Origin of the sequence: Streptomyces albospinus (assembly GCF_014648695.1) — a bacterium.
Taxonomy (GTDB): domain Bacteria; phylum Actinomycetota; class Actinomycetes; order Streptomycetales; family Streptomycetaceae; genus Streptomyces; species Streptomyces albospinus.
This window is the reverse complement of the sequence record NZ_BMRP01000008.1, coordinates 98068-112243: the sequence shown is the minus strand read 5'-3', so window position 1 is coordinate 112243 and position 14176 is coordinate 98068. Positions and strand designations below refer to the sequence as shown.

At 72.5% G+C, this 14176-nt stretch carries 9 protein-coding genes and 1 pseudogene; 8 read left to right on the top strand and 2 right to left on the bottom strand.

Annotation, left to right across the window (positions count from 1 at the left end; all coding sequences use genetic code 11):
• Positions 1 to 326 precede the first annotated feature (326 nt).
• From IEZ17_RS13645 to IEZ17_RS13625, 5 genes are all read left to right on the top strand, one after another.
• Positions 327 to 542 carry a type A2 lantipeptide gene (locus IEZ17_RS13645; RefSeq protein ID WP_189299826.1) on the top strand — a complete coding sequence of 72 codons (216 nt, stop codon included), beginning with the start codon at positions 327 to 329 and terminating at the stop codon, positions 540 to 542.
• Between the two features lie 211 nt (positions 543 to 753).
• Complete coding sequence (locus tag IEZ17_RS13640) at positions 754 to 1560, top strand: HlyD family efflux transporter periplasmic adaptor subunit (protein ID WP_189299824.1); 807 nt, start codon at positions 754 to 756, stop codon at positions 1558 to 1560.
• The gene (locus tag IEZ17_RS13635; protein WP_189299822.1) at positions 1557 to 3836 is read left to right on the top strand and encodes an NHLP family bacteriocin export ABC transporter peptidase/permease/ATPase subunit; all 2280 of its coding nucleotides are present in this window, start codon (positions 1557 to 1559) and stop codon (positions 3834 to 3836) included. The genes IEZ17_RS13640 and IEZ17_RS13635 overlap by 4 nt, the downstream gene beginning before the upstream one ends.
• A gap of 1 nt (position 3837) precedes the next feature.
• A complete protein-coding gene (locus tag IEZ17_RS13630; RefSeq protein ID WP_189299820.1) occupies positions 3838 to 6702 on the top strand; it encodes an NHLP bacteriocin export ABC transporter permease/ATPase subunit in 2865 nt (954 codons plus the stop codon).
• Positions 6703 to 6792: 90 nt separating this feature from the next.
• Positions 6793 to 7260 (top strand): cyclic nucleotide-binding domain-containing protein, encoded by a 468-nt coding sequence (locus IEZ17_RS13625; RefSeq protein ID WP_189300089.1) that lies wholly within the window; start codon positions 6793 to 6795, stop codon positions 7258 to 7260.
• A 704-nt stretch (positions 7261 to 7964) separates the two neighbouring features.
• Here IEZ17_RS13625 and IEZ17_RS13620 read toward each other — a convergent pair.
• Both IEZ17_RS13620 and IEZ17_RS13615 read right to left on the bottom strand, forming a co-directional pair.
• A complete protein-coding gene (locus tag IEZ17_RS13620) occupies positions 7965 to 9023 on the bottom strand; it encodes an L-tyrosine/L-tryptophan isonitrile synthase family protein (RefSeq protein WP_189299818.1) in 1059 nt (352 codons plus the stop codon).
• Positions 9017 to 10362: pseudogene (locus IEZ17_RS13615) on the bottom strand (cytochrome P450 family protein). The gene IEZ17_RS13620 and the pseudogene IEZ17_RS13615 overlap by 7 nt, the downstream one beginning before the upstream one ends.
• A 508-nt stretch (positions 10363 to 10870) precedes the next feature.
• Here IEZ17_RS13615 and IEZ17_RS13610 point away from each other — a divergent pair.
• The 3 genes from IEZ17_RS13610 to IEZ17_RS13600 are packed head-to-tail and all read left to right on the top strand — an operon-like array spanning position 10871 to position 14087.
• Positions 10871 to 11203: a hypothetical protein gene (locus IEZ17_RS13610; RefSeq protein ID WP_189299816.1), complete on the top strand. Its 333-nt coding sequence runs from the start codon at positions 10871 to 10873 to the stop codon at positions 11201 to 11203.
• A complete protein-coding gene (locus IEZ17_RS13605; RefSeq protein WP_189299814.1) occupies positions 11200 to 13617 on the top strand; it encodes a heavy metal translocating P-type ATPase in 2418 nt (805 codons plus the stop codon). Before IEZ17_RS13610 ends, IEZ17_RS13605 begins: the two co-directional genes overlap by 4 nt.
• Positions 13614 to 14087, top strand: a complete 474-nt coding sequence (locus tag IEZ17_RS13600; protein ID WP_189299813.1) for a copper chaperone PCu(A)C — start codon at positions 13614 to 13616, stop codon at positions 14085 to 14087. The genes IEZ17_RS13605 and IEZ17_RS13600 overlap by 4 nt, the downstream gene beginning before the upstream one ends.
• Positions 14088 to 14176: the final 89 nt, after the last annotated feature.

Sequence of the window (14176 nt, the reverse complement as noted above, 5' to 3'; positions counted from 1 at the left end):
GGTTCAGCGGGTTGGTGCGGGAATGTCCAGTTCGCTACGGAGCGCAACGACGGGTCGACGGAAAAGAAACCGCAGGGGATGTGAAGAAGCTGCCACCAACCCGTGGACGCATGTACACGTCCGGTAATTCGGTGGGGCGTTCGCGTCCAGATGGGCGGTTGTCCGATTAGCAGCGCAACGGGCCTACATGCTTTGATCCTTCGCACCGCGGGAGTCACGGGGTTTCCCGAATTCGGGACGCCGACTACCGTTGCCGCGGCCGGGTCAACCCCACCGGACGGCCCGTTCGCGTGCTTTTTCTTGATATTGATCCGAAGGGAAACATCATGAACAACGCCCAGGTTCAGACCCAGGAAATCTCCGACGCCGACCTGGACAACGTGTCCGGTGGCCTCGTCGGCGGCGTGCTGAGCACCGCCACCACCACCGTTGACTCCATTGCCCCGGTCTCGGGTCTCGTCGGCACCGCCTCCGGCCTGGTCCAGCAGACCACCGGCCTGGACCTCCAGGGCACCGTGGGTGGCCTGACCGCCGGTCTCTGAGCCTCTGTGCCGCTGAGCGGCACGGCCGGCATCGAACGGTGACAACGGCAGGTCGGCGTCCCCTCCTTGTCGACATGCCGGGCCGAGTGCCCCGGACAGCCCGGTTACGATCGGGTCCCGGGGCACCCGGCTGTTCGCCGCCCCGGACATTCCGCCGACTGCTCGCGCCGGGATGTCCCCTACCAGACCGTGCAGTTGAGGGAAGAGTGACGTGCAGTTCCGCCAGCAGGCCCTTTCCAAGCTGCAGTCGCCCGAGGAACTCGACCTGCCGGTGCGCTTCGCCCGGCCGCAGGGCTGGCTCGTCCTGATCGTCACGGTCCTCGTCATGGTCGCCGCCGCCGTCTGGGCGTTCACCGGCACCGTCTCCTCGACCCTCAGCGCCCCCGGCATCCTCACCCACGGCCAGGGCAGCTACGTGCTCCAGAGCCCCGTCGCCGGCCAGGTGACCGCGGTGCTGGCCGAGGAAGGCAAGCAGGTCGCCGCCAACGCGCCCATCGTGAAGGTCCGTACGGCACAGGGCACCACCACCGTCGTCCGCGCCATCGCCGCCGGACGGCTGACGACCATGGTCGCCACCATCGGCTCGGTCGTCACGACCGGCGCGGACGTCGCCTCCGTCGAGAAGATCGCCGGCGCCGGGGACCCGCTGACCGCGATCCTCTACGTTCCCGCCGAGAGCGCCGCCGCCCTCCCCCTCGGCGCCTCCGTCGACCTCACCGTCCAGTCCGCGCCGACCCAGCAGTACGGCGTGCTGCGCGGCCGGATCGCGGCCATCGGCCGCAACACCCAGACCCGCCAGCGGATTTCCGCCTTCCTCGGCAGCAACCAGCTCGGCGATCAGTTCTCCCAGCACGGCCAGCCGATCGGGGTCCTGGTGAAGCTCGACACCGCGCACACCGCCTCCGGCTACGCCTGGTCCACTTCGGACGGCCCGCCCTTCGCGCTGGACTCGATGACCCAGGCCACCGGCGCCGTCCACCTGGCGGCGCAGCATCCGATCGATTGGCTGCTCCCGTGACCGCCCCGAACGACTCCGCGGCGCCCCCGCAGCACCTGCCGCCGGCCGGCCGCGGCCGGCACCGCCCCGAGGCCGCGCCGGCCGCCCGCCGCCGCAAGGGGCCGGCGCCCGCCGCCAAGGCCAAGAAGTCCGTCCGTACGCCCACCGTGCTCCAGATGGAGGCCGTGGAGTGCGGCGCCGCCTCCCTGGCCATGGTGCTCGCCCACTTCGGGCGCCACGTCCCCCTTGAGGAGCTGCGGATCGCCTGCGGCGTCTCCCGCGACGGCTCGCGTGCCAGCAACCTGCTCAAGGCCGCCCGCAGTTACGGCCTCCAGGCCAAGGGCATGCAGATGGAACCGGCCGCGCTCGCCGAGGTCCAGGCACCGGCCATCCTCTTCTGGGAGTTCAACCACTACGTCGTCTACGACGGCATGGGCCGCCGCCTCGGCCGCCGCGGCGTGCACATCAACGACCCCGACAAGGGCCGCCGCTTCGTGGCCATGGAGGACTTCGACACCAGCTTCACCGGCGTCGCCCTGGTCTTCGAGCCCACCGAGGAGTTCCGCAAGGGGGGCCGCAAGCCCAGCGTGCTCAGCGCCCTGCCCGCCCGGCTGCGCGGCACCACCGGCACCCTGCTGGCCGCGCTGCTCGCCAGCCTGCTGCTGGTCGGCGTCGGCGCCGCGGTACCCGCGCTCAGCCGCACGTACATCGACATCTTCCTGATCGGCAACCAGACCTCGCTGCTGGGACCGCTGTTCGCCGCGATGACCGCGATGGTGGCGCTCACCGCCGTCCTGACCGGCCTGCAACAGGCCAACCTGCTGCGCGGCCGGATCATCTCCTCCACCCTCAGCAGCGCCCGCTTCCTGCGCCACCTCCTCCGCCTGCCGGTCACCTTCTTCGCCCAGCGCTCGCCCGCCGACCTCGTCCAACGGCTCCAGTCCAACGACGCGGTGGCCGAGACCCTCGCCCGGGACCTCGCCGCGGCAGCCGTGGACGGCGTCGTCGTCGTCCTCTACGCGCTGCTGCTGTGGTCGTACGACCCCCAACTCACCGTCATCGGCGTACTGATCGCGCTGCTCAACGTCGTGGCGATGCGGATCGTCGTGCGGCTGCGCGCCACCCACACCCAGAAGCTGCGCGCCGACACCGCCCGGCTGACCAACACCTCGTACACCGGCCTCCAGCTCATAGAGACCATGAAGGCCACCGGCGGCGAGAACGGCTACTTCCGGCGCTGGGCCGGGCAGCACGCCACCACCCTGGAGGAACAGCAGCGGCTCGGCGTCCCCAGCGCCTGGCTGGCCGTCGTCGCCCCCACCCTCGCCACCCTCAACAGCGCCCTGATCCTGTGGATCGGCGGGCTGCGCGCGGTCGAGGGACATATCTCCATCGGCCTGCTGGTCGCCTTCCAGGCCCTGGTGACACGCTTCACCGCGCCGGTCACCCGGCTCAACGGCGTCGCCGGCCGGATCCAGGACTTCGCCGCCGACGTCGCCCGCCTCAAGGACGTCGAGAGCTTCCCCGTCGACACCCTCTACTCCCGCCCGGAACCGGACGCCAGCACCCGCCGCCTCAAAGGCCATGTGACGCTGCAAGACATCACGTTCGGCTACAGCCCGCTCGACAAACCGCTGCTCACCGGCTTCTCCCTGGCCGTCGGCCCCGGCCGCCAGGTCGCCCTGGTCGGCGGCTCCGGCAGCGGCAAGTCCACCGTCTCCCGGCTGATATCCGGCCTCTACTCCCCCTGGGAAGGCACCATCCGCATCGACGGGCAGCGCCTGGAGGACATCTCCCGCAGCGCGCTGGCCGCCTCGGTCTCCTTCGTCGACCAGGACGTCTTCCTCTTCGAGGGCACCGTCCGGGACAACGTCGCCCTCTGGGACCCCTCGATACCGGACGACGCGGTCATCGCCGCCCTCCAGGACGCCGCCCTCTACGACGACGTCATCGCCCGCCGCCCCGACGGCATCCACAGCCGCGTCGAACAGGACGGCCGCAACTTCTCCGGCGGCCAGCGGCAGCGCCTGGAAATCGCCCGCGCACTGGTACGGCGCCCCAGCATCCTGGTCCTCGACGAGGTCACCAGCGCCCTGGACGCCGAGACCGAGGCCGTCATCATGGACAATCTGCGGCGGCGCGGCTGCGCCTGCGTCGTCATCGCCCACCGGCTGAGCACCGTCCGCGACAGCGACGAGATCGTGGTCCTCGACCACGGCGTGGTCGTCGAACGCGGCCGGCACCACGACCTGGTCGCCGCCGGAGGCGCCTACGCCGAGCTGGTCAAGGAGCACTGACGTGGCATCCGTACACCCGTCCCCGGGCGCGGGACCGGGCCAGAGCGACGCGGTGACGCACGCCCTGGGCGGCCTCGGCGCCCCCGTCGACTGCACCGGCCTGCGCAACGTCCCCCTGGAGGGGCCGCACGTCCTGTGGCTGGTCACCGGCGGCTTCCTGGACCTCTTCGCCGTCGACGCCGCCCAGGAGGGCCACTGGCACTTCCTCGGCCGCCTCGAAGCCGGCGCCCTGCTGCTCGGCCCCGTCGAAGGCCCCCAGCACACCCTCTTCGGCCGTCCGTCCCAGGACTGCGGGCTGCGCCGGATCGCGCTGCGCGAACTGCCCCGCCCCGACTACGCCGGCTACGGCGAGCAGGGCGCGTACGCGTACGGCTACGACGACACCTACGGCGGCCAGGCGCCCACCCCGCTGGAGCACGCCTTCGCGCTCGGCACCGCCCGCAGCCTGGGCGTGCTGTTCGAGGCCCCGCTGGACGGCCGGCCCACCGACGAGGCGGTGGCCGACGACGACATCCTCTGGATGCCGGTGCCGCCCGGCAGCGTCCAGTACGGCGCTTCCTACAGCGCGGAGGCCGCCGCCGACCTGCTCGTCGACCCCGCGCTGTGGCAGCGCATGGTCAACCAGCAGTACCGGCTGCTGTCCGCCGTCGACCGCTGGATCGAGCAGCTGGAGCGCGCCCACGAGGACCGCACCGCCGCCGGCATCAAGGCCGGCGAGGCCGTCCGCGAACGCGCCGACCAGGCGCTGCTCGCCTCCATCGGCAAGGACCGTTCGGGACGCTCCGCCGCGGGCCGCGACCGGGCGGGCGACGACGCCACCTTCGCCGTCTGCCGCCAGGTCGCCGCGGCAGCCGGGATCACCCTCACCGAGCCCCCCAAGGGCGCCGCGGTCAACGACCGGATCAGCCCCGTCGAACGCGTCGCGGTGAGCTCCCGGATCCGCACCCGCGGCGTACGCCTCGACGGCCGCTGGTGGCGCACCGACGTCGGCCCCCTGGTCGGCCACCGTGCCAAGTCCGGTGCCCCCGTGGCGCTGCTGTGGCGCCGCGGGCGCTACGAGGCGGTCAACCCCGCCTCCGGCCTGCGGATCCGCGTCGGCAAGGACAACGCCGACGAGTTCGAGCCGCGTGCGGTGATGTTCTACCGGCCGCTGCCGGACCGCCCGATGAGCATGTGGCGGCTGATGCGCTTCAGCCTGCGCGGCACCCGCATGGACATGCGCAACCTGGCGCTCAGCGGACTGGTGACGGTCGGCCTCGGCGCGCTCGTCCCGATCGCCACCGGCAAGGTCCTCGGCGTCTACGTACCGGCCGCCGAGCGCAGCCTGATCGTCCAGGTCGCCCTTGCCGTCATCATCTCCGGCGTCGTGTCCGCCGCCTTCATGCTGCTCCAGAACCTCACCGTGCTCCGCATGGAAGGCCGCATCGAGAGCGCCCTGCAACCCGCGGTCTGGGACCGGCTGCTGCGCCTCCCCACGAAGTTCTTCGCCGAACGCTCCACCGGCGAACTGGCCAGCGCCGCGATGGGCATCAGCGCCATCCGCCGGGTGCTGGCCGGCGTCGGCCCGGTCGCGGTGCAGGCCACCACGGTCGGCGCCATGAACCTCGTCCTGCTGCTCCTCTACAGCGTCCCGCTCGCCCTCGCCGCGATCGCCATGCTGCTGGTGATCGGCGTGGTGTTCCTGGTCATGGGGCTGTGGGAACTGCGGTGGCAGCGCCGGTTGGTGACACTCGGCAACAAGCTCAACAACCAGGCGTTCCAGACCCTGCGCGGCCTGCCCAAGCTGCGGGTCGCGGCGGCCGAGAGCTTCGCGTACGCGGCCTGGGCCCGCGAGTTCGCCCGCTCCCGCGAACTCCAGCAGAAGGCCGGCCGCATCAAGAACCTCACCACCGTCCTCAACGCGGTCTACCTCCCCGTCTGCTCCCTCTTCCTCTTCATGCTGCTCGCCGGCCCGGCCCGCGGCACCATGTCGGCCGGCTCGTTCCTGACGTTCAACACCTCGGTGACCATGCTGCTCACCTCGGTCACCCAGATCACCGGCGCGTTCGTCTCGGCCGCCGCCGCCCTCCCGATGTTCGAGCAGATCAAGCCGGTGCTGGACGAGGCCCCGGAGGTCCGCGGCGGCAGCGCCCAGCCCGGCCTCCTCTCCGGCGGCATCGCGGCGCGCAAGCTCTCCTTCCGCTACACCGAAGACGGTCCCCTGGTCCTCGACGATGTCTCGCTCCAGGTCGAGCCCGGCGAATTCGTCGCCATCGTCGGCCCCAGCGGCTGCGGCAAGTCGACCCTGCTCCGCCTCCTCATCGGCTTCGACAAGCCCTCCTCGGGCAGCGTCCTCTACGACGGCCAGGACCTCTCCGCCCTCGACCAGGCGGCCGTCCGCCGCCAGTGCGGTGTCGTGCTCCAGAACGCCCAGCCGCTCACCGGCTCCCTCCTCGACTGCATCAGCGGCGCCGAGGCGTTCACCCAGGAAGAGGTCTGGGCGGCGGCCGAAATGGCCGGCCTGGCCGAGGACATCAAGCGGATGCCGATGGGCCTGCACACCATGATCTCCGGCGGCGGCGCCATCTCCGGGGGCCAGCGCCAGCGTCTGATGATCGCCCAGGCGCTGGTCCGCCGCCCCCGCATCCTCTTCTTCGACGAGGCCACCAGCGCCCTCGACAACGAAACCCAGCGCATCGTCATCGACAGCACCCGCAAGCTCAGCGCCAGCCGCCTGGTCATCGCCCACCGCCTCTCCACGGTCATGGACGCCGACCGCGTCATCGTCATGGCCGACGGCCGGGTCGTCGAACAGGGCGCCCCGGCGGACCTGCTCGCGGACACGGGCGGACGGCTGCACGATCTGGTCCGGCGCCAGCTGGCATGAGGGGCGGGCCTTCCCGCAATCCCCTGGAATCGCCGCATAAGGTGCACGGCAGTGCCTGCCCGGGACTGCCGGCGGCGGATGGAGGACGAGATGCCCACGGTCAAGCACCTGTTCGATGCGATGCCTCCCGATCGGCGTCGGCGGCTGACCGAACTCGCCCACGAGGTGAGCTTGCCCCGCGCCACCCGCGTCTTCGAGGAGGGCCGCCGGGCCGACCGCTTCTGGATCATCCGCAGCGGCCGGGTCGCCCTGGACCAGCGCGTCCCCGGCCGGCAGGCCGCCGTCGTCGAAACCCTCGGCCGCGATGAACTCCTCGGCTGGTCCTGGCTGTTCCCGCCCTACCTCTGGCACCTCGGAGCGGAGACCGTGAGCGCCGTCGAAGCCGTCGAGTTCGACGCCACCGTCGTCCGCGCCCTGTGCGATTCCGACCCCGTGCTGGGCCGGGCGATGTACCTCTACATCGCCGAGACGGTCGCCGAACGGCTGCACGGCACCCGCGTGCGGCTGCTGGACCTCTACGGACCCCAGAGCGGCGGGACGGAGCAGACGGAGCCGTAGGGGCCGGGAACCGGACGCGTGATCCGTCCGACCACCTGTGCCGGGTCACGAGCGTGACCCCGCGGCCGGCCGACCGGCCGGTGCGTTGCAGGTAGGGGAGACGGCCCATGCGCCCTGGGAAGTTGTGCGGTATCGCGAGGGTGGTCGCGCTGACCGCCACCGCGTGCGGTGGCGGCGGTGCCGGCAGTACGGGAACCGAGAGCGACGCCTCCGGGAGCGGCGGCTCCGGTTTCCCGGTGAAGGTCGCCGACTGCAAGGGCGCCGAGACCACGTTCACCGCCCCGCCGCGCAAGATCGTGACGAGCAATGCCGCCGCCCTGGAGATGCTGCTGCGGCTGGGCGCGGGCGACCGGGGCATCGGGACCGGATTCCCACCCGGCAAGGGCACCTGGAAGGGCGACCTCGGCGCCCGGGCGCAGCGCGTCCCGGTCCTCGGGAAGACCGTCATCCCCAAGGAGAAACTGCTCGGCTCGGGCGCGGACCTCTCCACCGACACGTTCGCCTCGATGAGCATGAGGGGCGGGGCGGGCGACGCGCCGACCGAAGACGAGTTCAAGGCGGCCGGCATCCGGCACGTCTTCCTTCAGGTCGCCAACGCCGTGCTCACCCAGGCCGGCGCACGCAATGTGTTCGGCGACTGCGGACCGCGCCCGAGCCGTGACGCGGTACGGCTCGGACGGCAGCGGCCGGGGCGGCTCCGGGACTCAGCCCGTCCCCGCGGCCCGCCCCGGCGTCGCCGTGAAGTGGCTCGGTCGTCCCTCTCGCACCACCAGGCGACCGCGCGCCTCGGCTTCCGCCCTCCGCAGCAACTCCGCCCGCCCGTCCGGGTGTTCCAGCACACACGCATGCCAGGGCGTCATCCAGACATCCGGCGCTTCGAGCAACCTGATGCCGAACTTGGCCGAGCCGCGCGGCTGCGGATGGATGGACAGCCGGACCGCCCCCGGGTGGTACGCGTCGATCAGCCCGCCCCATGCGCGGCTGCGCCGGATGACGCCGTACGCGCGGGCCCGGCAGTCGCGTTGCAGCGCCGAGCGGGTGCCGGGGTACGACGCGAGATCCGTGTCCTCGAAGAGGAACCGCGTGATGCCCTGGTACAGCCGCCGGGTCGCCTCGTCGCTCCGCGTCTCGGCCCGTAGCGACGCCGTCGTCGGCGCATGGGCTTCCTGGACCCGGGCCCGCTTCTCGTCGTACGACAGATCCCCGTACGCCGCGCGCAGATCGAACACCGTGAGACGAGCCGCCAGACCCTCGTCGTGGATCATCGCGCGCAGCCCGTCCCCGTACGCGTCGATGTCCGCGTCGGGAACGCGGATGAGGTCGCTGAAGACATGCCCGTCCGAGCAGATGACGACCCGCGCACCGGGCGGATGGACGGCCTCGACACGGGCGCACAGCCGGTCGAGGAAGCGCAGCGCGAGGCGTTCGCCCTCGTCGGGGAGGGGGCCGAGCACCTTGGCGGGATTCGGCGACTTGCAGGGGAAGCCCGGCAGGGTGAAGCGGATCGGCTCACCCGCCGCGACCCAGGGCGCGAGCTGCCGCAGCTGGGCGGGAAACGCCTCGGCGACGTCGTCGCGGACAGCTTCCCCCTGGGGGCTGCGGCGGCCGTACGGGGCCTCCAGCGCGCGGCGGTACGGCAGGAGGATGCGGAGGACCGCCTCGCAGGTGGCACGGGTCGCGCGGCCGGCGTCGCCGGCGTGGCGGGTGCCGTGGGCGACGCCGCCGGCAGATGCGGGGTGCGGCTCGGTGAGTGGGGTCAGCATGCGGCGCTGTCCGCCCGGTGCAGGGGGCAGCCCGTGGCGGGCTGCCCGGCGGGGAGGGGCTCCGCTCCGTGGCGGCCCGTCGCGCCGGTACCGTCCTCGCCGCCACCGTACGCGACCGGAAGGTGGTCGACGCCACGCGCCAACACCGCCGGTATCCAGTGGAGTTCGGACTCCGGGACGGCCAGGCGGAGGTCGGGCAGCCGTCTGACGAGGGACCCCAGCGCGATCTGGAGCTCCGCGCGGGCGAGGGCGGCACCGGGGCAGAAGTGGATGCCGTGCCCGAAGGCGAGATGGGGGTTGGGGGAGCGGTCGAAGTCGAGCGTGTCGGCGTCGGTGAAGCGGCGGTCGTCGCGGTTGGCCGCGCAGAGCGAGACGATCACGGAGTCGCCCGCCGGGATCCGGGTCCCGTGCAGCTCGCTGTCCTCGGCGAAGAACCGCCAGGTCGTCAGCTCGAAGGCGGCGTCGTGTCGCAGCAGTTCCTCGACCGCGCGGGGCAGCAGTTCGGGGCGGGCGGCGAGCGCGGCGAGATGGCCGGGGTGGCGCAGCAGAGTGACCAGGGCGGTGGTGATCTGGTTGGTGACCGGTTCCTGCCCCGCGACCAGCAGCTGGAAGATCATCGAGTCCAGCTCCTCCGGCCCGAGTTCGCCGCTGTCGCGGGCCGCGACCAGACGGGACAGCAGGTCCTCGCCGGGTTCGCGTCGCTTGTGGACGACCAGGTCGGCGATGTACTGCTGGAGCCCGCGCAGCCGCGCTTCGTAGGCAGGGCGGCCGGGGTCCTCGGGCCCTACCGGCTGTACGACCTTCCCCCAGTCCCGGTCGAACCGCGCCACGAACTCCCCGGGCAGCCCGATGACTTCGGCCAGCACCCGGAACGGGAAGTGCGCGGCGAAGGCTTCGACGAGATCGGCCCGGCCGGCGTCGGGGAGCCGGTCCAGCAGCGCGTCGGCGATCTCCTGGAAGCGGGGACGCAGCTCCTCGACGCGCTGCGGGGCGAAGGCGTCGGTGATCATCCGGCGCATCGCGGTGTGCCGGGGCGGGTCCTGGTGGAGCAGATGCACTTGGAGCTGGGAGTGCTGAGGCTCCGGCATGATCGAGGCACGGGCCCGCCATGCCGCGTTACCACGTGAGTGGTGCTTCCCCAGGCGGGGATCGGTCAGTGCCTGCTGCGCCGGGTCGTAGCCCGTCACCAGCCAGGCGCACACCCCCTGGGGAACCGCACGCGGTGCACCGGCCCGCGCGCCCGCAACTCGGTGTAGAGGGGATATGGGTCGCGTTTGTAGGCGGCACCGTAGGGGTCTATGGGGCCGGGCGGTTGAGCCGAGCGGTCCGGTGTGGGCATGGGGGTTCTCCTTCGGGGCGGGCTGGGGACAGCGGTTGTCCGGGCACGGCCGTGCCGACGGCCGCGTGGCGCGTTCGACCTGTCGACCTCGCTACCTGTCGATGTCTCGGCCTGTCGACGTCTCGATGTGCCGGTCGGCTGACCCTCTGGTCTCCAGGTCGGTGGAGGTTTCGGTCTCTCGGTCTCTTGGTCTCTCGGCCGTCGGCTTGTGCTCCTCCTCGCACCGGGCCGGGACGGCCCGGCGATGGAGAGGTCGGTTGAAAGGCGGAGCGAGTTCCCGCCGAACCGGGAAATCTCCCCTGATCGAGGAATCGGTGCGGTGGTGGGAGAGGGCCCGGCCGGCTCAGGTGGCCGACGAGGTCCGCGGAGCCCGAACAGCACCGCGATCAAACCCAGTTAGTCGTCCCGCGAAAGCCGTGAGTTCCGCTTCGAGCACAGGACAAACCTCACGTACTCAACACCCGCCAATCGTCCGCGCACCCCCACTCCCACCTGCCACGATGACGCGATGACCACCCCCGCGGCGCCCCCCGCGCCACCCCATCGCGAGCGGCGGACGTCCTCCTCCGCCGCCAGGACATCGGCACGTGCGCAGTCCCTCTCACGGTTCCTGCCCGCCCGGCCGGTCATCGGTTTTCTCGCTCTTCTGGCGCTGTTGTTCGCCCTCTCGTACGCGGCGGGAACCGTCGTCGGCCCCGTGGCGCCGGGCCTGCACCCCGCCGACCGCCCCCGCACCGGCACCACCGAACCCACCGGCGACGGAGGGATGGGAGGCATGCCCGGCATGGGTTCCATGGGAGCCCCGACCCTCGGCCCGGTGAGCGCGGGAGACGTCCGATGACACCTCACCCGCGCCCCCGCCGGACCGCGCCCACCCCACCCCCACTCGCCACCACCGACCCCCGACCAGCCATCAGCGGCGCCGAACTCACCACCTCCACCCTCGCCATCGGCGGTATGACCTGTGCCGCTTGTGTCGGGCGGGTCGAGAAGAAGCTCGGGCGGATGGAGGGCGTGAGCGCGTCGGTGAATCTGGCGACCGGGCGGGCACGGATCAGCCACCCCGCGGCGGTCTCCGTCGGCGAACTCGTCGCCACCGTGGAGGCCGCCGGGTTCACGGCGCAGCTTCCCGAGCCCGCCGCACCGGAGCCCGACGAAACCCACCGGACCCACCAGCGGCCCGCCGAAGACGCCGACGGCCACGGCGACGGCTCACGCGCCGAGCGGCAGCGGCTGCTGCTGACGGCCCTGTTGTCCGTGCCGGTACTGGTGCTGTCGATGGTGCCGGGCTGGCAGTTCCGCAACTGGCAGTGGCTGTGCTTCATGCTCGCCGCACCGGTCGCCGTATGGGGTGCCGCCCCCTTCCACGTCCGTGCACTGCGTGGTCTGCGGCACGGCGCCGCGACCATGGACACCCTGGTCTCCCTCGGCGTCGCCGCGTCGTTCACGTGGTCCAGCTACGCGCTGTTCCTCGGCGGAGCCGGTACGCCCGGTATGACGATGCCGTTCAGCCTGCTGCCCACGGCCGGTGACGGGACCGCGCACCTGTATCTCGAAGCGGCCGTCGGCGTACCGCTGTTCGTCCTGGCCGGGCGCCGGATGGAGGCCAGGGCCCGGCGGGGCACCGGCGCCGCGCTCCGTTCGCTCGCCGAACTCGCCGCGAAGGAGGTGGCCGTACGAGGCGAGGACGGCAGCGAGCGCCGTATCCCTGCCGATCGGCTGCGGGTCGGGGACCGGTTCCTGGTACGGCCGGGGGAGCGGGTCGCCACGGACGGCACCGTCGTCGGCGGCGGCTCGGCGCTGGATCTCTCGATGATCAGCGGTGAGAGCCATCCGGTCGAGGTCGGGCCGGGCTCGCCGGTGGTCGGTGGAGCGGTCAACTCCGGCGGTCTGCTGGAGATCCGGGCGGACGCCGTGGGCGGTGATACCCAACTCGCGAGGATCACCAGGCTCGTTGAGGACGCCCAGACCGGCAAGACCCAGGCGCAGCGCCTCGCCGACGCGGTGGCCGCGGTGTTCGTGCCCGCCGTACTGACCGTCTCGGTCACCGTCCTGGGCTTCTGGCTCGGCGCCGGGGCCGCTCCGCAGGCGGCCGTCACGGCGGCGGTTGCCGTACTCGTCGTCGCCTGCCCGTGCGCACTGGGCCTGGCCACCCCCACCGCGCTGCTGGCCGCCACCGGACGCGGCGCCCAGCTCGGAATCCTGGTCAGTGGGCCGCGCGCCCTGGAACGGCTGCGCCGCATCGACACCGTCGTCCTCGACAAGACCGGCACCCTCACCACGGGGCGGATGACGGTCGGCGCCCTGACGCCGCGTGCGGGCGGCCTCGCTCCGGACGACGCACTGCGGCTCGCCGCCACCGTCGAGCAGGGTTCCGAGCACCCTGTGGCGCGCGCCATCACCGCGTACGCCCACGACCGGACAGCAGCCCGACCCCTCCAACCGGTCGGCTCCGTAGGTGACTTCACCGCCACACCGGGCTTCGGGGTACGCGGTACGACGGACGGGCACGACGTGACGGTCGCCCGGCCGCCGGACGAGCCGGCCGACCTCCCGGCTCCGCTGGCCGACGCGGTACGGGAGGCCGAATCCGCCGGCCGCACCGCGGTCCTCGTCACGGTCGACGGGGTCCCGGAAGCGGTCATCGCCGTCGGCGACACCCTGCGCCCCGACGGATACCGCGCGGTCGACCATCTGCGCCGTCTCGGCCTGCGGCCCGTCCTGGCCACCGGAGACCGCGAAGCAACCGCCCGCGCGGTCGCCGGACAGCTCGCCATCACCGAGATCCACGCCCGGGCCCGCCCCCAGGACAAGGCCGCGCTGGTCACCACCCTCAAGGAGCAGGGCGGCCGGGTCGCCGTGGTCGGCGACGGCGTCAACGACGCGGCGGCCCTTGCGCTCGCCGACCTCGGCATCGCCATGGGCAGCGGCACCGACGCGGCGATCGGCGCCGCGGATGTGACCCTCGTACGCGAGGACCTCCAGGCCGTCGCCGATGCCGTACGCCTCGCCCGCCGTACGCTCGGCACCATCCGCAGCAACCTGCTCTGGGCCTTCGGCTACAACCTCGTCACCGTGCCGCTCGCCGCGGTCGGTCTGCTCAACCCGATGCTCGCGGCAGCCGCCATGTCCGCCAGCTCCCTTCTCGTCGTCGGCAACAGCCTGCGACTGCGCGCCTGGCAGCCCCCGGGTGCCACCCGGTCCCCGCGTCGCGCCAACGCGGCTCGCAGCAATTCCACTTGGGAGACCTCATGAACCGCCCGCGCCTCGCGGCGGTGGCCGTGCCGCTCCTCACCTGCCTGGCGACCCTCGGCACGCTCACGGCCTGGGCCGCGACCGGCAACGCAGGCACGCCCGCCCGGCTGACCGCCGCCGAGGGGCGCGTGCTGATCCCCTCCGGCAACGACGCCACCGCCGCGTTCTTCACGATCCGCAACACCGGCGCCGCGGACGACGTCCTGACCTCGGTCACCGGCCCGGCGGGTCACCGGACCATGCTCAGCCGCGACGTCCCCGCCGGCCGCAACGCCCGCACCATGGCGATGGTCCCCTCGGCCACCGTCCCGTCCGGCGGCACGCTGACCATGACGCCCGCGACCCTCGACGTCATGATCAGCCCGCCGCCCGCGCTCACCCCCGGCGACCGCCTCACCTTCACCTTCCACTTCCGCGACAGCCCCCCGCTGACCGTCCGGGCCCGCGCGGTACGCCCGGGTGAGGAGTAGAGGAGCAGGCGTAGGACGAGCGGGAGGCGCAGGAGGCGCTTCCATCGCCTGGGGTTCATGGACGGGCCACCGCCCGCCCATGAACCCCA